The 17,690-nt window shown below is 72.6% G+C and carries 13 protein-coding genes; 4 read left to right on the top strand and 9 right to left on the bottom strand.

What is annotated here, in order from left to right; translation table 11 throughout:
* Positions 1-10: 10 nt before the first annotated feature.
* Both ACL02U_RS31675 and ACL02U_RS31670 read right to left on the bottom strand, forming a co-directional pair.
* Positions 11-208: an acyl-CoA carboxylase epsilon subunit gene (locus tag ACL02U_RS31675; RefSeq protein ID WP_412794449.1), complete on the bottom strand. Its 198-nt coding sequence runs from the start codon at positions 206-208 to the stop codon at positions 11-13.
* Between the two features lie 57 nt (positions 209-265).
* Complete coding sequence (locus ACL02U_RS31670) at positions 266-1,861, bottom strand: acyl-CoA carboxylase subunit beta (protein ID WP_412794448.1); 1,596 nt, start codon at positions 1,859-1,861, stop codon at positions 266-268.
* A gap of 379 nt (positions 1,862-2,240) precedes the next feature.
* On the opposite strand from ACL02U_RS31670, the gene ACL02U_RS31665 reads away from it, so the two are divergent.
* Positions 2,241-2,861, top strand: coding sequence for a YceI family protein (locus ACL02U_RS31665; RefSeq protein WP_412794447.1), 621 nt, complete (start codon positions 2,241-2,243; stop codon positions 2,859-2,861).
* A gap of 175 nt (positions 2,862-3,036) precedes the next feature.
* Here ACL02U_RS31665 and ACL02U_RS31660 read toward each other — a convergent pair whose 3' ends face one another.
* Together ACL02U_RS31660 and ACL02U_RS31655 are read right to left on the bottom strand one after the other, a co-directional pair.
* Positions 3,037-4,467, bottom strand: coding sequence for a hypothetical protein (locus tag ACL02U_RS31660; RefSeq protein WP_412794446.1), 1,431 nt, complete (start codon positions 4,465-4,467; stop codon positions 3,037-3,039).
* A gap of 61 nt (positions 4,468-4,528) precedes the next feature.
* Positions 4,529-7,540: a glycoside hydrolase family 3 protein gene (locus ACL02U_RS31655; protein WP_412794445.1), complete on the bottom strand. Its 3,012-nt coding sequence runs from the start codon at positions 7,538-7,540 to the stop codon at positions 4,529-4,531.
* 245 nt (positions 7,541-7,785) lie between these two features.
* On the opposite strand from ACL02U_RS31655, the gene ACL02U_RS31650 reads away from it, so the two are divergent.
* Both ACL02U_RS31650 and ACL02U_RS31645 read left to right on the top strand, forming a co-directional pair.
* A complete protein-coding gene (locus ACL02U_RS31650; RefSeq protein WP_412794444.1) occupies positions 7,786-9,654 on the top strand; it encodes a ricin-type beta-trefoil lectin domain protein in 1,869 nt (622 codons plus the stop codon).
* A gap of 68 nt (positions 9,655-9,722) precedes the next feature.
* Positions 9,723-10,418, top strand: a complete 696-nt coding sequence (locus ACL02U_RS31645; RefSeq protein WP_412794443.1) for an SLATT domain-containing protein — start codon at positions 9,723-9,725, stop codon at positions 10,416-10,418.
* Between the two features lie 276 nt (positions 10,419-10,694).
* Here the strand turns inward: ACL02U_RS31645 and cimA are convergent, their stop codons facing one another.
* The 5 genes from cimA to ureA form a co-directional block, all read right to left on the bottom strand.
* Positions 10,695-12,305, bottom strand: coding sequence for a citramalate synthase (gene cimA, locus ACL02U_RS31640; protein WP_412794442.1), 1,611 nt, complete (start codon positions 12,303-12,305; stop codon positions 10,695-10,697).
* 513 nt (positions 12,306-12,818) lie between these two features.
* Positions 12,819-13,430 carry a TetR/AcrR family transcriptional regulator gene (locus ACL02U_RS31635; RefSeq protein ID WP_412794441.1) on the bottom strand — a complete coding sequence of 204 codons (612 nt, stop codon included), beginning with the start codon at positions 13,428-13,430 and terminating at the stop codon, positions 12,819-12,821.
* Positions 13,431-13,449: 19 nt separating this feature from the next.
* Positions 13,450-14,487 carry an agmatine deiminase family protein gene (locus ACL02U_RS31630; RefSeq protein WP_412794440.1) on the bottom strand — a complete coding sequence of 346 codons (1,038 nt, stop codon included), beginning with the start codon at positions 14,485-14,487 and terminating at the stop codon, positions 13,450-13,452.
* Between the two features lie 9 nt (positions 14,488-14,496).
* Positions 14,497-16,167 carry an urease subunit alpha gene (locus ACL02U_RS31625; protein ID WP_412794439.1) on the bottom strand — a complete coding sequence of 557 codons (1,671 nt, stop codon included), beginning with the start codon at positions 16,165-16,167 and terminating at the stop codon, positions 14,497-14,499.
* On the bottom strand, positions 16,164-16,874 hold the full coding sequence (gene ureA / locus ACL02U_RS31620) for an urease subunit gamma (protein ID WP_412794438.1): 711 nt from the start codon (positions 16,872-16,874) through the stop codon (positions 16,164-16,166). Before ureA ends, ACL02U_RS31625 begins: the two co-directional genes overlap by 4 nt.
* A gap of 144 nt (positions 16,875-17,018) precedes the next feature.
* Between ureA and ACL02U_RS31615 the strand changes: the two genes are divergently transcribed.
* Positions 17,019-17,690, top strand: a 672-nt coding sequence (locus ACL02U_RS31615; RefSeq protein ID WP_412794437.1) for a cytosine permease, incomplete at its 3' end; no start/stop codon positions are given.

The raw sequence follows: 17,690 nt of genomic DNA, 5'->3' as shown, positions 1-17,690 counted from the left end.
CCGGCGTCCGTCAGCGCCAGCTGTGCGGGGCGCGGAAGCCGGATTCGCGTTCCAGGCGGCGCCAGCCGGCCCGCTGCCGGCCGCGGTGGGCGGGGGCGGTGTCGGCGGCGGAGCGGGCGGCGGCCCGGGCGAGCAGGATCGCCGTGAGGGCGGCGACCTCCTCGGCCTCGGCATGGCCCTTCTCGACGCGGATGTCGATGCTGTTCATGGCTGTCATTCTCCCTGGAAGAGGTTTCCGCGCAGCGACCGCGGGGGATCGGCGGGGTTACTGCGGCGGGTTGCCGTGTTTGCGGGAGGGCAGGTCGGCGTGCTTGGTCTGGAGCATGGCCAGCGAGTCGATGAGGACCTGACGGGTCTCGGCGGGGTCGATCACGTCGTCGACCAGGCCGCGCTCGGCGGCGTAGTAGGGGTGCATCAGCTCGGACTTGTACTCCTTGACCATCTTCTGGCGCATGGCCTCCGGATCGTCGGCCTGGGCGATCTGGCGGCGGAAGATGACGTTGGCCGCGCCCTCGGCGCCCATGACGGCGATCTCGTTGGTCGGCCAGGCGTAGGTCAGGTCGGCGCCGATGGACTGGGAGTCCATGACGATGTAGGCGCCGCCGTAGGCCTTGCGCAGGATCAGGGAGATCCGCGGCACGGTCGCGTTGCAGTACGCGTACAGCAGCTTCGCCCCGTGCCGGATGATGCCGCCGTGCTCCTGGTCGACGCCGGGCAGGAAGCCGGGTACGTCGAGCAGGGTGACGATGGGGATGTTGAACGCGTCGCACATCTGCACGAACCGGGCGGCCTTCTCGCTCGCCTCGATGTCGAGTACGCCCGCCAGGACCTGCGGCTGGTTGGCGATGATGCCGACGACCCGGCCGTCCATCCGGGCCAGGGCGCAGATGATGTTGCGGGCCCAGCGCTCGTGGACCTCGAGGTAGTCGCCGTCGTCGACGATCTCCTCGATGACCTTGACCATGTCGTAGGGCCGGTTGCCGTCCGCCGGCACCAGGTCCAGGAGGCCGTCGCCACGCCGGTCGGCCGGGTCGGCGCACTCGGTGCGGGGCGGGTTCTCCCGGTTGTTCTGCGGCAGCAGCGACAGCAGGTAGCGGACCTCGGCCAGGCACGTCTCCTCGTCGTCGTAGGCGAAGTGGCACACCCCCGAGGTCTCCGCGTGCACGTCCGCCCCGCCGAGCCCGTTCTGGGTGATCTCCTCGCCGGTGACCGCCTTGACCACGTCCGGGCCGGTGATGAACATCTGCGAGGTGTCCCGCACCATGAACACGAAGTCCGTCAGTGCCGGGCTGTAGGCCGCACCGCCCGCGCAGGGACCGAGCATGACGCTGATCTGGGGGATGACCCCGCTCGCCCGGGTGTTGCGCTGGAAGATGCCGCCGTAGCCGGCGAGCGCCGAGACGCCCTCCTGGATCCGGGCGCCCGCGCCGTCGTTCAGCGACACCAGGGGCGCACCGGCCGCGATGGCCATGTCCATGATCTTGTGGATCTTCGCGGCGTGGGCCTCGCCCAGCGCACCGCCGAAGATGCGGAAGTCGTGGGCGTAGACGAAGACCGTGCGGCCCTCGACCGTGCCCCAGCCGGTGACGACACCGTCGGTGTACGGCTTCTTGGCCTCCAGCCCGAAGCCGTTGGCCCGGTGCCGGCGCAACTGCTCGACCTCCCGGAAGGACCCCGGGTCCAGCAGCAGCTCGATACGCTCCCGAGCCGTCAGCTTGCCCTTGGCACGCTGCGCCTCGGTCGCCTTCTCGCTCGGACCGGCCACCGCACGTGCGCGGATCCCGTGCAGCTCGGCGACCCGCCCGTGCGCGTCGGCCGGCTCGCCGCTCGGCTCACCCGTCGTCTCTTCCAAAACGGTCATGTAGCGACCTTACGAAGCCGACCAAGAAAAGCGAGCCGTCGACTCCGTACAGTCTCGGGCGTGTTTTCCTGGCACCCCTGAACAGAACCTCGGGGACGTGCAGGCATTTCGACTGCTCAGAGGGCGACAGCCTTGTAGGGGTCACACAAGTGGCGGAGCCGGGAGCGGGCCCGTATCCCCTCGCGCCGATGCCATCACCGGGGTGACACCGGGAGCTTAGCCGCCGCGCGGGACGACCGTGGCACACCCTCGCAGATGAAGTTGAAAGTTGTACGGAATAGGTCTAGCGTCGATCCCGTTGAGCATGATTGAACGTTAAACGACCTACCCGGGGCCGACCGGCCACCGGGTGGACCGACCACCGAGCGAGGAGCACGCCATGGGGATCTTCGGCCGCAAGGACACCACCACCGCCGCCACCGCCACCGGGGCCGCCACGGCGACCGCCGCCGGCCCGGAGCTGGCCGCACTGACCGGCGACTACACGATCGACCCGTCCCACTCGACGCTCGGTTTCGTCGCCCGGCACGCCATGGTCACCAACGTGAAGGGCAAGTTCCTCGACTTCAGCGGCAGCCTGCACCTCGACGGGGCCGAGCCGGGCCGTTCCACCGCCTCGCTCGACATCACGATGGACAGCATCGACACCGGCTCGGCCGACCGGGACGGCCACCTGAAGAGCGCCGACTTCTTCAAGACGGACGAGTACCCGACGATGACCTTCCGCTCCACCGGGGCGGAGGCCCTCGGCGGTGACGACTACCGCATCACCGGCGACCTCACCATCCTGGGCGTCACCGGGCCGATCACCATCGACCTGGAGTTCAACGGCGCGGCCAGGGACCCCTTCGGCAACGAGCGCGTCGGCTTCGAGGGCAAGGCGGAACTGCTGCGCTCCGAGTGGGGCCTCACCTGGAACGCGGCCCTGGAGACCGGCGGCGTGCTGGTCTCGGACAAGATCAGGCTCACCTTCGACATCTCGGCCGTCCGCAACGCGTAGTACCCGCGGGCGGGCACATCCCCGGGCGGGGGTTCGCACGGCTGCAGGGCCGCGTGAACCCCCGCCCGGCCACGTCCGGCCCCCTCCTCTCCCCCGCGCGCCGGTCCCGCGCCCCACTCGCGCACCGGCGCCTGACGTGGAACCCCGCGCGCTGCGCAGGCTCCTGCGAACGCCCTCAGAACCCTCCGCCGAAGTCCCCTCCGCCGTCGAACCCGCCGCCCCCGTCGAAACCTCCGCCGAACCCCCCGAAGTCACCGGGGTCGAAGTCTGCCCCGGACAGGTCGCCGCCCTCGTATCCGCCGGCGCCGAAGTCCCCGTAGCCGGCGCCGTAGTCGGCCGCGTAGGCCGGGGCCGCCATCATGTTCCCCAGCATGGTGCCGACGAGCAGACCGGGCAGGATGCCGCCGCCGAAGTAGCCCCCGGCCCAGGGACCGTACGCCGGGCCCGCCTCCCAGTAGGGACGGCGCCCCGCACCGGTGTCGACCTCGCGGACCGCCGGGTCCCGGCCGTCGGCGAGGCGGGCACCGTCCGCGGCGCAGACCGGCACCTCGCGCGGGGTGCCGGCGGGCGGGGTCCAGGTGGCGTCGGCGGTCGAGGGGCCGTGACGCGGGTCGAAGAAGCAGGGTGGGCGCCGTTCGGGCAGCTCGCGGCCCTCGCGGCGGGCCGCGAGCAGGGCCAGGCTGAAACGGCCGTCCTCCAGCGCCCCGGTGACGTCGCGGACGTCCTCGGGTCTGCCTGCCGCCGCCATGTGTGTCTTCGCCGACTCGTAGGCGTCCAGGGCCCGTTCGTAGTCCGCGCGCATCGCGTCGTCGGCGCCCGGCTCGGCCGGGTGGAAGTCGAGGCGGTCCAGTTCCTCACCGAAGGCGGTGATGTCCTCGTCGACGACGACCCGGAGCTTCTCCAGGGCCGCGCGCTGCTCCTCCGCGTGCCGGCGGCGGTTGCGACGCACCAGCCCGTACGCGGCCGCCCCGCCCGCCGCGAGCACCGCGGCGGCGGTGATCAGCGCGGCGGAGGAGACGCCGCTGCCGCCGCCCGAGGAGCCCCAGCTCGCCGGTGCCGAACCGGTCATGGTGGTCAGCGCCCGGTCGGTGAAGTCGGTGAGCTGGGTGGCGGCGTCGGGTTCGCCCCGGACGCTGGTGACCAGGTTGCGCACGGCGTCACGGGACAGCACCTGGTGGTCGGCGCGGGCGTCGAAGCGGCTGCCGAGGCGGATCGCGTAGGCACCGGTGACGCCGGTGGCGGTCCGCAGGTCGGTGAAGAGGTTCTCGGTGGGGTAGCCGGCCGGCAGCACGGCCACGAAGAGCGGTTTGTCCGCGTCCTCGATCTTCTTCGCCAGGGCGTCGGCGTCCGCGGGCGCGAGCTGGCCGGCGGCGGCCGGGTCGACGTACACCGGCCGCTCCCGCAGGGCCCGGGCGATCGTCGAGACGCCGGTGTCGGTGGCGGCACGGGCCCCGGCGGCAGGGGCCCCGGCGGCAGGGGCCGCGGCCGCCGGGGACGCGGACGGCGTTCCGGTCGCCGCCGCGACCGCGGGCAGCACGGGCACCGCCGCCAGGACGAGGGCCAGCAGCAGTCCCGGAAGGCTTCGGGTCCGTTTCACGGCCTTCATACTTCGAAGCTACCCGAAGCCCCCGGGACCGGGGCGCGGCCCGGGCGGGGCCGCGCCCCGGTCAGCCGGCCCGGTAGGCGGCGGCCAGTTCCCGCACGGCCTCGGCGTACCGTCCGGTCAGCAGCAGGTGGTCGGCGTCGGCGAAGGGTTTCGCCACCGCCGCCGTGATGGTGCCGCCGGTGCTGCGCTGGACGATCAGCCGGGCCTCGGTGACCAGGGCGCGCCCCATCCGGTCCGCCCCGGTCCGCTCGGCGGCCCGCGCCGCGTAGCCGAGGACCCGCAGGGTGACGGCGCCGCCGTGCGGCACGGGGGTGCGCGTGGTCAGGCCCCAGCCGAAGGGGAACTGCGGGTCGTAGGCGGTGTCACCGACGTTGATCGGCAGCTGTGCCTCGGACCTCGGCCAGGTGACCGGCAGTTGCCCGGTGAAGGGCCGCTTGCCGTAGAGGACGTCGGCGACGCCGTCGCCCTCGGTGCCCGGCAGCCAGGAGGCCACCAGGGCGTCGATGTCCCCGAGCCGGTCGCCGATGAGCTGCGGGCGCCCGGAGACGATCAGGACGGCGCACTTCATCGCCGCGCAGACCTTGTCCACGGCCGCCTTGTCGGTCGCGGACAGTTCCAGGTCGTTGCCGTTGCCGACGTCTCCGACCCCTTCGGCGTACGGGGTCTCCCCGACGACGACCACGCCGACGTCGTATCCGTCGGTCGGCGCGGACGCGTCGCGGGAGTACGTCAGGTCGCCCGCGTCCTTGCGCATCGCGTCCAGGATCGTGGTGCCGGGGGTGATGTCCCCGGAGGACCCCTGCCAGGTGATGGTCCAGCCGCCGGTCTGGTTGCCGATGTCGTCGGCGTTGGAACCGGCGACGTACACCCTCTGGGAGCGCTTGAGCGGCAGCAGCCCGCCGGCGTTCTTCAGCAGCACCTGCGACTCGGCGGCCGCCCGGCGGGCGACGGCCCGGTGGGCGGCGGAGCCGATGCGGTCGGCGCCGCGGGTGTCGGCGTAGGGGTGCTCGAACAACCCCAGCCTGAACTTCTGCGTCAGGATGCGGGAGACGGCGTCGTCGATCCGGGCCCGGCTGATGCGTCCCGCCCGCACCTCGGCGACCAGCGTGGAGCGGAAGTCCCGGTAGGCGTACGGAACCATGATCATGTCGAGGCCGGCGTTGACCGCCGTACGCACGTCGGAGGCGTAGTCGCCCGGGATCTGGTCGATGGCCGCCCAGTCGCTGATGACGAAGCCGTCGAAGCCCATACGGTCCTTGAGCACACCGTTGATCATGTCGGCCCGGGCGTGCATCTTCACCGGTCCCTTGCCGTCGCCGATGATGTCCAGCGAGGAGTAGGACGGCATCACGGAGCCGATCCCCCGGTCCACGGCGGTCCGGAAGGGAGCCAGGTGGACGGCCTCCAGCTGCTGCCGGGTGACCCTGGTGACGCCCTGGTCGATGGTGTACGTCCCGGTGGTGGAGGAGCCGAAGGCGGTGCCGCCGTCGCCGACGAAGTGCTTGGCGGTGGCGAGGACCTTGTCGCCGCGGTCCAGGTCGCGTCCGTCGGCCCTGCCCTGGAGCCCCTGGATGATCGTCTCCATGGACTGGACGAGGGCGGGGTCCTCGCCGAAGGACTCGTAGGAGCGGCCCCAGCGCTCGTCGCGGGTGACGCACAGGCAGGGCGCGAAGTCCCAGGAGACACCGGTGGCGCGGACCTCGGCGGCGGTGACGGCGCCGGTCCGCCGGGCCAGGTCCGGGTCTCGGGTCGCTCCCAGCCCGATGTTGTGCGGCATGATCGTGGCGCCGACCAGGTTGTTGTGGCCGTGGACCGCGTCGGCGCCGTAGATCAGCGGGATCTGGAGGCGGGTCGCCTGCGCCCGGAGCTGGAAGGAGTCGATCATCCTCGCCCAGGCGGCGGGCGTGTTCGGGGTCGGCGTGGAGCCGCCGCCGGAGAGCAGGGAGCCCAGGTCGTAGGCCGCGATGTCGCCGGGGGTGGTCAGCGCCCCGCGCTCGGCCTGGGTCATCTGGCCGGCCTTCTCCTCCAGCGTCATGCGGGACACCAGGTCGGCGACGCGTTCGCGCACCGGGAGCCGGGAGTCGAGGTACGGCAGCCCGTGCGCGTCGATGACCACCTGCGGGGTCTCGGCGGGGGGCCGGGCTCCGGTGACCGTGAGGGCCAGCGGGACGGTCTCGGCGGTCTCGGCGGAGTCGTCCTTCAGGGTGCGGACGCCGATCGTGCGGGAGGTGCCCGAGGCGGTGCCCGCCGGGAAGGTGAGGGTGCCGGAGACGGGGGTGTAGTCCCGGCCGGGATCGGCGGTGCCGGCGCCGGTGCGGTAGGCGACGGTCACGGGTTCGTCGAGGGGGGCCGAGCCGGTGGTGGCGACGGTGACGCGCACCTGCGCGGTGTCCCCCTCGGCGACCGGGTGGACGGTGGCGTCGGTGCTGACGGAGGCGCGCAGCGCCTGGTCGGCCCTGCCGTACAGTTCGACGTCGTCCATGGCGAAGCGGCCCGGGGTGCCGACCGGGAGGGTGACGGCGTAGCCCCACATCTCGGTGAGGCCGAGGACGTGGTCGATCCCGCCGACCGGCTGGTAGTCGGTTCGGTAGGTGAAGTCGGTGAAGGGCAGCTCGACCTGTTTCCAGCCTGCGAAGTCGTCGGTGAAGGAGGTCGTCCAGAGCTCGGACGCCTCACCGTCGGTACCGCCGTCCTTGATCTCGAAGGCGATCTTCTCGCCGTCGTCCTGCCCGTCCCACCAGAAGCGGACGCCCCGGTGGGCGGACCAGTCGTGGGCGGGGGCGTCGGCGGCGTAGTCGTGGGTGAAGCCGCCGTAGCCGCTGATGTCGTAGGTGCCGCTGAGCACCTTGTCGCCCTCGGGGGCGTCGGACCGGGCGGTGAGTTGCAGGTCCGGCGGGTCGTCGGCGTCGCTTCCCCAGGTGAAGATGCCCTCGGCGGGCTGGGAGGCGAAGGGGACCTCGCCCTCGAAGCGGTCGACGGGAGTGGGGGCGGGGGCCTCGGCGGCGCGGGCGGTGGCCAGCGGGAGCAGTGCGGTCAGGAGGGTGGCGGAGGCGAGCAGGGCGGTTCTTCGCATGGACCTTCCCTCGGCTCTCAGGGTCCTCACAGGGCTTTCATGGCTTAGATCAAAGCGTGAGTTAACTGCGGTCCCGTAGCCCCGTCAAGACTTCACGTCAGAACTGATACGCCGGCAACGCACGGCGGAATCAGGGGCGTTGTGCATTCGGAAACCGAACACGCACCCCCTTGACGCGCCGTGGACGCCGTCATTTACTCACCGCTCGCACGCCCCACTCCCCCACCTCACGAAGGGCGGCGCACATGCAGAGATCCCTCCGGGTGGTCCGGCTGCTGCTCGCCGGACTGCTCACCACGGCCGGCGTCACGGCGGCCACCGCACCCGCGCGGGCGGCCGGCGAGCAGGTCACGGTCTGGCTCACCACGACCGACGACGACGCCGGGCGCCATGTGGTGCGCGGCCTGGAGCCGCAGGCGCCGTTCGCCTTCCAACCGGGCGGCGGCGGTGGTGGCGAGAACATCACCGTCGACGAGGACACCCGCTACCAGACCTTCACCGGCGGCGGCGCCTCCTTCACCGACACCGCGGCCTGGCTGATGAACAGCAGCGGGGCGCTGTCCCCGGCCACCCGGGACGCGACCATGCGCAAGCTGTTCTCGCCGTCGGACGGCATCGGGCTGTCCTTCCTGCGCAACCCGATGGGCGCCTCCGACCTGGCCCGCTACGGCTACACCTACGACGACGTGCCGGCCGGGCAGACCGACCCGGACCTGGCGGGCTTCTCCGTCGCGCACGACCTCGCCGACGTCGTCCCGCTCACCCGGCAGGCGCTGCAGCTCAACCCCTCCCTGACGGTGATGGCGTCGCCGTGGACCGCTCCCGCCTGGATGAAGGACGGCGGCAGGCTCGACGGCGGCTGGCTGAAAGCCGAGTACTACGGCACGTACGCCTCGTACTTCGTCAAGTACCTCCAGGCGTACCGGGACCAGGGCGTGCCCGTCTCGTACGTGACGGCGCAGAACGAACCGACCTGCTGCTCGGGCTACCCGTCGATGAGCTGGAACGCCTCCGGTCTGGCGTACTTCACCAAGAACGAGCTGCTGCCGAAACTGCAGGCGGCGGGGCTGGACACCAAGGTGCTGGCGCACGACTGGAACTGGGACGCCTACGACGGCTACGCGGCGCGGACCGTGGACGACCCCGCCGTGCGCAGCCATCCCAACTTCGGGGGCATCGCCTGGCACGGGTACGGCGGCGACGTGGGCGAGCAGACCGCCGTGCACGACAGGTACCCGGAACTGGACGCCTTCGGCACCGAGCACTCCGGTGGGACGTGGATCGCCGACCAGCAGCGCGAGGACATGCTGAACATCGTCGACTACACCCGCAACTGGGCGAAGTCGGTGACCAAGTGGTCGCTGGCCGTGGACCAGGACCGCGGACCGCACAACGGCGGCTGCGGCACCTGCAGCGGGCTGATCACCGTGCACGACGGGGACGACCGCAGCGGCCGGGTCGACTACACGGTCGAGTACTACGACATGGGGCAGCTGACCAGGTTCGTCCGGCCCGGCGCCCGACGGATCGCCTCGACCGCGTCGTCGGCGGTGCCCAACGTGGCCTGGCGCAACCCGGACGGCTCCAAGGCGCTGATCGCGTACAACGGTTCCACGGCGGCCCGGACGGTGACCATCGGCTGGGGCGGGCAGCACGCCACCTACACGCTGCCGGGCCGGACCTCGGCGACCTTCACCTGGTCGGGCACCCGGTCCGACGGCGGCGACCGCACCGGCTCCTTCGTCGGACTGGCCGGCAAGTGCCTGGACGTGGCGGGCGGTTCGACGGCCGACGGCACACCGGTGCAGCTCTACGACTGCAACGGCACCGCCGCCCAGCAGTGGACCGTGCGGCCGGACGGTTCGATCCGCGCGCTCGGCAAGTGCCTGGACGTGTCCGGCGGTTCGACGGCCGACGGGGCGAAGGTGCAGCTGTACACCTGCAACGGCACCGGCGCGCAGCAGTGGTCCTACGACGCGGGGACGGGGGACGTGGTGAACCTCCCCGCGGACAGGTGCCTGGACGTGACGGACCGGTCGTCGGCGAACGGCGCCCGGGCGCAGATCTGGAGCTGTACCGGCGCCGACAACCAGAAGTGGCGGCTGTCCTCCTAGGGTGACCCCGGTCGGCCCTACGATGCACCGGGGTGCCGGGCCGGCCGGCCGGATCGAAGGGGGCGGAGTTGGAGAGCAAGGGCAGAGGCGGGGTCGCGGACACCACGGTGTCCGCACTGGCCGAGCTGGATCGGTCGCGGACGCGGAGCGAACTGCTGCTGGAGCTGTTCCGGCACGCGGAGGGCGAGGTGATCGCGGCCGTCGGCTGGTACCTCGCCCGGCGCCGGCGCCCGGCCCTGTGCTCGCGGGCGCTGCGCGCGCTCGCCGTGCTGCTGGGCATCGCGGGGACCCTCACTCCGCTGGTGCACTCCGCCGCACCGGCGTCCGTGCAGCCGGAGTGGGGCTTCGTCTTCCTGGCGGGCGGCGCCGGCTGCGTGCTGTTCGACCGGATCTTCGGCTTCTCCGCGTCCTGGACCCGCTACATCCGCAGCGAGCTGGCCCTGCAGAAGGTCCTGAAGAAGGCGCAGGCCGACTGGGCGCAGGCCTATCTGCGGACCACCGAGTCACCGAGCGACAAGGAGCAGGCGGCGCTGCTGGGGGTGATCGAGCGGCTGCGGTCGGACGCCCAGCGGATCCTGGAGGAGGAGAGCATGGCCTGGTCGGGCTATCTGGCCGACGGGATCGAGGAGCTGACCCGTTCCACGACCCCGGCCTCCGGGCAGCGCCCCGGCCCGTTGGGGCTGCTCCGTGCGGACCGGCAGCCGGGACGCGACCAGGGAGCCGAAGGGGTGCCGGCGCCGCGGCAGCGCCATCCCGCCCTGTGACGCGGCCGGGCGTACGACCCGGGCCCGTCGGCCCGGGGTTCCCGGGGCGCGGCGGGAGCCGGCGTCCCCGGCCCCGGCCCGCGGGGCGGGCGTGCGGGGCCCGTCCCCGGCCTCCGCCCCGGGCCGTCCGGCTCTCCGGCGGCCCGTCCCTCCGGTTGCGGCCGCGGCCGCCGCGGCGAGGCACCGGAGGGACAGGCCGCCGGTGCATCGGCGTCCCTGCTCTCGGCGGCGCCCCGGGGTGAGCCGCCGCGGCACCGGAAGGGGCTGCCGGGAGGGCTACTCGGCGGGCCGTACCCCGGCCCGCAGCAGGCCGTAGGTGTAGGCGTCCTCCAGGGCCTGCCAGGACGCGGCGATGACGTTGTCGGCGACGCCCACGGTGGACCACTCGCCGCTGCCGTCGCCGGTGGAGATCAGCACCCGGGTCGTGGACTGGGTGCCGTGCTTGCCCTCGAGGATGCGGACCTTGTAGTCGACCAGTTCCAGCCTGGCGAGCTGGGGGTAGATCCGCTCCAGTCCGACGCGCAGGGCGCGGTCCAGGGCGTTGACCGGGCCGTTGCCCTCCGCGGTGGCGACGATGCGCTCGCCCTTGGCCCAGAGCTTGACGGTGGCCTCGTTGGCGTGGGTGCCGTCGGGGCGGTCCTCGACGATCGCGCGCCAGGACTCGACCCGGAAGTAGCTCAGGGGCCTGCCCTGCACCTCGGCGCGCAGGAGCAGTTCGAAGGAGGCGTCGGCGGCCTCGTAGGTGTAGCCCTTGAGTTCGTGCTCCTTGACCCGCTCCACCACCCGGCCGACCAGGTCGCGGTCGCCGCCGAGGTCGATGCCCAGTTCCTTGCCCTTGAGCTCGACGGAGGCGCGGCCGGCCATGTCGGAGACCAGCATCCGCATGGTGTTGCCGACCAGCTCGGGGTCGATGTGCTGGTACAGGTCCGGGTCGACCTTGATGGCGGAGGCGTGCAGGCCGGCCTTGTGCGCGAAGGCGGAGACGCCGACGTAGGGCTGGTGGGTGGAGGGGGTGAGGTTGACGACCTCGGCGATGGCGTGCGAGATGCGGGTCATCTCGCGCAGCCGGCCCTCCGGCAGTACCTGCCTGCCGTACTTCAGTTCCAGGGCTGCGACCACGGGGAAGAGGTTGGCGTTGCCGACCCGCTCGCCGTACCCGTTCGCGGTGCACTGGACGTGGGTGGCGCCCGCGTCCACCGCGGCGAGGGTGTTGGCCACGGCGCATCCGGTGTCGTCCTGGGCGTGGATGCCGAGACGGGCGCCGGTGTCGGCCAGGACCGTGGAGACCACCGCGTGGATCTGGGCGGGGAGCATGCCGCCGTTGGTGTCGCAGAGGATCACCACGTCGGCGCCGGCCTCCGCGGCGGTCCTCACGACGGACTTGGCGTACCCGGGGTCGGCGCGGTAGCCGTCGAAGAAGTGCTCGCAGTCGACGAACACGCGGCGGCCCTGCGAACGCAGGTAGGAGACGGTGTCGCGGATCATGGCGAGGTTCTCGTCCAGCGTGGTGCGCAGCGCGAGTTCCACATGCCGGTCGTGTGACTTGGCGACCAGGGTGACGACCGGGGCACCGGATTCCAGCAGCGCGTTGACCTGCGGGTCCTCTGCTGCTGTGGCGCCGGCCCGGCGGGTGGCGCCGAACGCGACCAGTTGGGCGTGCCGGAAGTCGATCTCCTGCCGGGCGCGGGCGAAGAACTCGGTGTCGCGCGGGTTGGCGCCGGGCCAGCCGCCCTCGATGAAGCCGACGCCGAAGTCGTCCAGGTGCCGTGCGATCGCGAGCTTGTCGGCGACGGTGAGGTTGATGCCCTCCCGCTGGGCGCCGTCGCGCAGGGTGGTGTCGAAGACGTGGAACGAGTCGTCGCGCTCGCTGGTTGCCGTCTCGGTCATGGTCTCAAGGCTCCTGTTGTGGATCTTCGGTCTTACCGGAATGACCGGCTCCACCGTCCCCCCATGGTCCCTCGCGCCGTTCCTCCCGGCTGCGGGTGGGCCAGGAAAACGAAAAACCTCTCGCGGGTGCGAGAGGTCTGCGCGCGGGTCGAGGACGACGGTGGCCGCCCGCATCTGGTCGTGCGGGGCGGTCACTGCGGACCGGCGCGCCTGCTGCCAATAATCGTGGCGAACGAGAACACGGGGGAAGTCAACCACAAATCGCCCCCGCTTCCGCCGCCGTCTCACGATACGGGCGGCTCCGTGGGCCGGGCGGTACTGCACGACCGGGCCGGCGTACCGCTCCGACCGGGCGTACCGCGCGGCCGGGGCGCCGCCCTAGCCGGGATGCCGTACAGACCGGGGGGCGCCGCACGGGCCGGGGCGCCCGCCAGAGCGCCGCACGGGCCGGGGCGCCCACCAGAGCGCCGCGCGGGCCGGGACGCCCGCCGGCGGACGGTCAGTGGCGGACGGTCAGTGGCCGCCCGGGCCGAGCGACTCGTCGAGGAACTCTCGGACATGGCCGAGTACCTGCTCGCGGTCGGTACCGCGCAGCCCGATCGCCACCTGGATGGAGAATCCGTCGAGCAGGGCGCGCAGCCGGGCGGCGAACCGGTCCGGGTCGACCGCCCGGAACTCGCCCCGGGACACGCCTTCGGCGAGCAGCGCCACCAGGTCGCGGTGCCAGGCGCCCTCGATGGCGGCCTGCCGGTCGCGGCCGCCCGCGTCGGCGTTCAGGGAGCGGTTCCACACCTCCAGCCAGAGCGTCCAGTGGGGGTCACGGTGGCCGTCGGGCACATAGAGGTCGACGTAGTCGTCCAGCCGCCGTGCGGCCGGGGCCGGGGAGGCGAGCAGCCGGCTGCGGCGCGCGCCTAGCCGGCCCTCGCTCCACTCCAGGGTCTGCAGGAGCAGTTCGTCCTTGGAGTGGAAGTAGTACAGCAGGTGGCCGCCGGACATGCCGACCTCGCGGCCGAGGGCCGCCATGGTCAGCTTCTCCAGGCCGCGTTCGGCGATCATCGCCATGGCGGCGGCCAGCACCTCCTCGCGCGGCGGGGCGTTCCTCCGCGCGCGGCCCGGTCCGGCCATCGCGTGTCCCTTCGTCCGATCACACCTTCGGCTGCTGCTGGGTGATGCAGTGGATGCCACCGCCGCCCGCGAAGATCGTACGGGCGTCGACGAGGGTGACGGTCCGCCGGGGGAAGAGGCGGCGGAAGATGCCGGCGGCGATCTCGTCCCGCGGGTCGTCGAAGGCGCAGAGCACGACACCGTCGTTGCACAGGTAGTGGTTGATGTAGGAGTAGTCGGCCCAGTGTCCGTCGGCCTCCAGGACGGTGGGCGCGGGCACCCGGACGACCTCCAGGCGGCGGCCCCGGGCGTCGGTCGCCGCCTCGAGGAGGCCGATGGCCTCCCGGGTGACCTCGTGGTCGGGGTGGGCGGGGTCCGGCTGGTGGTGGGCCACGACCACGCCGGGCGCGGCGAAGGCGGCGACGATGTCGACGTGGCCGAGGGTGCCGAAGCCGTGCGGGGGGTAGTCGCCGGTCAGTCCGCGCGGGAGCCAGATCGCCTTGCGGGTGCCGAGCTGGGCGTGGATCTCGGCCTCGACCTGCTCCCGGCTCCAGTGCGGGTTGCGCTCCGGGCCGAGCTGCACGGTCTCGGTCAGCAGCACCGTGCCCTCGCCGTCGACGTGGATCGCGCCGCCCTCGTTGACCAGCGGCGAGGTGTACGTGCGTGCGCCGGCCAGGTCTCCGACGTGCGCGGCGATCTTCGCGTCGTGCTCCCAGCGGGCCCAGTCCTGGGCACCCCAGCCGTTGAACGTCCAGTCGACGGCGGCCAGCGAGCCGCGGCCGTCGGTGAGGAAGGTGGGGCCGACGTCGCGCATCCAGGCGTCGTCGAGTTCGCGTTCGACGGTGTCGACGTCCTCGCCCAGCAGGGCCCGCGCCTCGGACGAGCTGCCCGGGCCGCAGACCACCGTCACCGGCTCGAAGCGGCGCACCGCGCGGGCCACGGACGCCCAGGCGGTCCGGGCGGCCGCGAGGTCCCCGGGGTCGTCGAAGGTGGGGTTGGGGCCCGGCCAGGCCATCCAGGTCCGCTCGTGCGGGGCCCATTCGGCGGGCATCCGGAAGCCGTCGGCGGCAGCAGGCATCGGTAATCCTCAGAGGAAGTAGAGACGGTTGAGGGGGACGGAGTCGGCCGGTGCCGAACGCAGCGGCTCCCCGTCGAGGGTGACCAGGCCGGTGTCCTGGTCGACGTCGACCGATCCGGTGCGGGAGTTCCGGCGCAGGTCGGCGGGGCCGATACCGCGGGTGCCGCGGACCGCGACGCGGCGGCGTCGGGTCGGCATCCGGTCGTTGCCCTGGTCCAGGGCGGCCTGCGCGACGAAGGCCACCGAGAGGTCGGCCGGGGTGGCGCCGTGCGCGCCGAACTGCGGTCCGAGCACGAGGGGTTCGCAGGTGTCGGTGGCGGCGTTGGGGTCGCCGACCACGCCGTAGGCCGGGAATCCGGCCTTCAGTACGAGCTGCGGTTTGGCCCCGAAGTACTCCGGCCGCCAGAGCACGATGTCGGCGAGCTTGCCCGCTTCGAGGGAACCCACCTCGTGGGAGAGGCCATGGGCGATCGCCGGGTTGAGGGTCAGCTTGGCGATGTAGCGCAGGACGCGCTCGTTGTCGTGGTCGTCCGGGGCGCCGAACTCGGCCTTCATCTTCCCGGCCATGGCGAGGGTGCGGCGCACGGTCTCGCCGGCGCGGCCCATGCCCTGGGCGTCGGAGGAGGTGATGCCGATGGCGCCCAGGTCGTGCAGCACGTCCTCGGCGCCCATGGTGCCGGCGCGGATGCGGTCGCGGGCCATGGCGGCGTCGCCGGGCAGGTCGGTCTTCAGGTCGTGGACGGAGACGATCATGCCGTAGTGCTCGGCGACGGCGTCCCGGCCGAAGGGCAGGGTGGGGTTGGTGGAGGAGCCGATGACGTTCGGCACGCCGGCCATCTTCAGGACGTTGGGGACGTGTCCGCCTCCGCAGCCCTCGATGTGGAAGGCGTGGATGGTGCGGCCCTCCAGGACCCGGAGGGTGTCCTCGACCGACAGGCACTCGTTCAGCCCGTCGCTGTGCAGGGCGACCTGCACGTCGTGCTCCTCGGCGACGCGCAGTGCGGTGTCCAGGGCGCGGGTGTGGGCGCCCATGTCCTCGTGCACCTTGAAGCCGCTCGCCCCTCCCTCGGCCAGCGCCTCCACCAGCGGGGCCGGGTCGGAGGAGGAACCCCGGCCCAGGAAGCCGATGTTCACCGGCCAGGCGTCGAAGGCGTTGAAGGCGTGCCGCAGCGCCCACGGCGAGTTGACCCCGACGCCCCAGACGGGCCCGAACTCCTGCCCGATGACGGTGGTGACGCCGGAGGCGAGGGAGGCCTCCATGATGCGCGGCGACAGCAGGTGGACGTGTGTGTCGACGGCGCCGGCGGTGGCGATCAGGCCCTCGCCGGACACGATGGAGGTACCGGTGCCGACGACCACGTCGACCCCGTCGACGGTGTCCGGGTTGCCGGCCCGGCCGACGGAGTGGATGCGGCCCTCGCGGATGCCGATGGAGACCTTGCGGACGCCCTGCACGGCGTCGATGACGACGACGTTGCTGATCACGACGTCGCAGGTGTCGCGGACGGCGGCGGCCTTGAGGTGCAGTCCGTCGCGGGCGGTCTTGCCGAAGCCGGCCAGGAACTCGTCGCCGCGCTGCTGGGAGTCGGCCTCGACGCGGACGGTCAGTCCGCTGTCGCCGAGGCGGATCCGGTCCCCGGCTCGCGGGCCGTGGGTGGCGGCGTACTCCTGCGGGTTCATCGTGCGGCTCCCTCGGGTGCGGTGCCCGGGGTGCCGGTGCCCAGGTAGCCGCAGGCCGCGGCCCGGCGCAGGGCTTCCTCCGCGGCTCCCGGTGCGTCCAGGGGCCCGTCGACGAGCCCGGCGAAGCCGATCGCGACGCGGGCGCCGCCGATCGGGAGGAGCCCGACCCCGGTGCGCTCCCCGGGGCCGAAGCGCACGGACGATCCGGCGGGGACGGCGAGGCGCATGCCGTAGGCCGCCCGCCGGTCGAAGTCGAGCCGGGGATTGGCCTCGAAGAAGTGGAAGTGGGAGGTGACCGACACCGGCACGGTGGCGGTGTTGACGACGGTCAGCCGGACGGCCGGCTCGGGGTCGGCGTGCTCGGGGCCCGGCAGCAGCGCGCCCGGGGCGCGGTCGGCGAGTGAGCCCGCGATCGGGTCGGAGACCACGGCGAGTCGTGACCCGTCGTCGAAGACGGCCTCGACGTGCACCTCGGTGACCACGTCGGCGACGCCGGGCAGCACGTCGTCGGGGCCGAGGACGGCGCGGGCGCGGGCGACGGCCTCGGCGAGCCGGGCCCCGTCCCGGGCTGCCTCGCAGACGGTGTCGGCGATCAGCGCGGTGGCCTCCGGGACGTTCAGCCGCAGCCCGCGGGCGCGGCGGGCACGGGCCAGCTCGGCCGCCCCGAAGAGCAGCAGCCGGTCACGTTCCGTGGGGGTGAGTCTCACGAATCGGCACCTCCTTGCCTCCCCAAGTTTTGAACAGCACTCTAAACATGAATTTCCCACGAAGGAAGTCTTGACGCAGGAACACGAAACAAAGAGATTGAACGTCGATCTAACACACTGGCGGCCGTCGAAGGAGATCAGGGCATGCCGATAGAACAGCGCGGGGTCGACACCATCCCCGACGAGGAACGCACCAGCGGGCCCCGCGACCTGGTGTCGCTCCTGCTCGGCTCCAACCTCTGCCTGGGCGTGATCGTGTTCGGCTGGCTGCCGCCCGCGTTCGGCCTGGACTTCTGGTCCTCGCTCAGCTCGATCGTGGTGGGCACCCTGGTCGGCACGGTCCTGACCGCCCCGCTGGCGCTGATCTCACTGCGCACCGCGACCAACCTCTCCACCTCCTCCGGCGCGCAGTTCGGCGTGCGCGGCCGGCTGATCGGCTCGGTGGTGGGCCTGCTGCTGGCCCTCGGCTACACCGCGCTGACCGTGTGGATCGGCGGCGACGTGATGGTGGGCGTACTCGGCCGGATGGCCGGCCTGCCCGCCGGCGGAGCGGCGTACGGGGTGGTCTACGCGCTGCTCGCCGCGGCGACGGTGGCGGGCGCCGTCTACGGCTACCGGGTGCTGCTCACCATGTCCCGCGCCCTGTCGATCGGCATGACGGCCCTGCTGGTGCTCGGCCTGTTCGCCTACGCCCCGCACTTCACCACCGAAGCGCTGCCCGGCACCGGCGGCTACCTGCTGGACGGGTACTGGCCGACGTGGCTGCTGGCGACGGTGGCCGCCGGACTCTCCGGCCCGATCGCGTTCATCACCCTG

This window comes from Streptomyces sp. MS06 (genome assembly GCF_047200655.1).
Classification (GTDB): Bacteria; Actinomycetota; Actinomycetes; order Streptomycetales; family Streptomycetaceae; genus Streptomyces.
The sequence above is the reverse complement of the archived record's forward strand: the minus strand, read 5'-3'. Positions and strand labels throughout refer to the sequence as shown.

What these genes read in the sequence shown, in the direction of transcription:
- ACL02U_RS31675 (WP_412794449.1), bottom strand. Translation starts at nt 208, where the DNA reads ATGAACAGCATCGACATCCGCGTCGAGAAGGGCCATGCCGAGGCCGAG.
- ACL02U_RS31670 (WP_412794448.1), bottom strand. Translation starts at nt 1,861, where the DNA reads ATGACCGTTTTGGAAGAGACGACGGGTGAGCCGAGCGGCGAGCCGGCC.
- ACL02U_RS31665 (WP_412794447.1), top strand. Translation starts at nt 2,241, where the DNA reads ATGGGGATCTTCGGCCGCAAGGACACCACCACCGCCGCCACCGCCACC.
- ACL02U_RS31660 (WP_412794446.1), bottom strand. Translation starts at nt 4,467, where the DNA reads ATGAAGGCCGTGAAACGGACCCGAAGCCTTCCGGGACTGCTGCTGGCC.
- ACL02U_RS31655 (WP_412794445.1), bottom strand. Translation starts at nt 7,540, where the DNA reads ATGCGAAGAACCGCCCTGCTCGCCTCCGCCACCCTCCTGACCGCACTG.
- ACL02U_RS31650 (WP_412794444.1), top strand. Translation starts at nt 7,786, where the DNA reads ATGCAGAGATCCCTCCGGGTGGTCCGGCTGCTGCTCGCCGGACTGCTC.
- cimA (WP_412794442.1), bottom strand. Translation starts at nt 12,305, where the DNA reads ATGACCGAGACGGCAACCAGCGAGCGCGACGACTCGTTCCACGTCTTC.
- ACL02U_RS31635 (WP_412794441.1), bottom strand. Translation starts at nt 13,430, where the DNA reads ATGGCCGGACCGGGCCGCGCGCGGAGGAACGCCCCGCCGCGCGAGGAG.
- ACL02U_RS31630 (WP_412794440.1), bottom strand. Translation starts at nt 14,487, where the DNA reads ATGCCTGCTGCCGCCGACGGCTTCCGGATGCCCGCCGAATGGGCCCCG.
- ACL02U_RS31625 (WP_412794439.1), bottom strand. Translation starts at nt 16,167, where the DNA reads ATGAACCCGCAGGAGTACGCCGCCACCCACGGCCCGCGAGCCGGGGAC.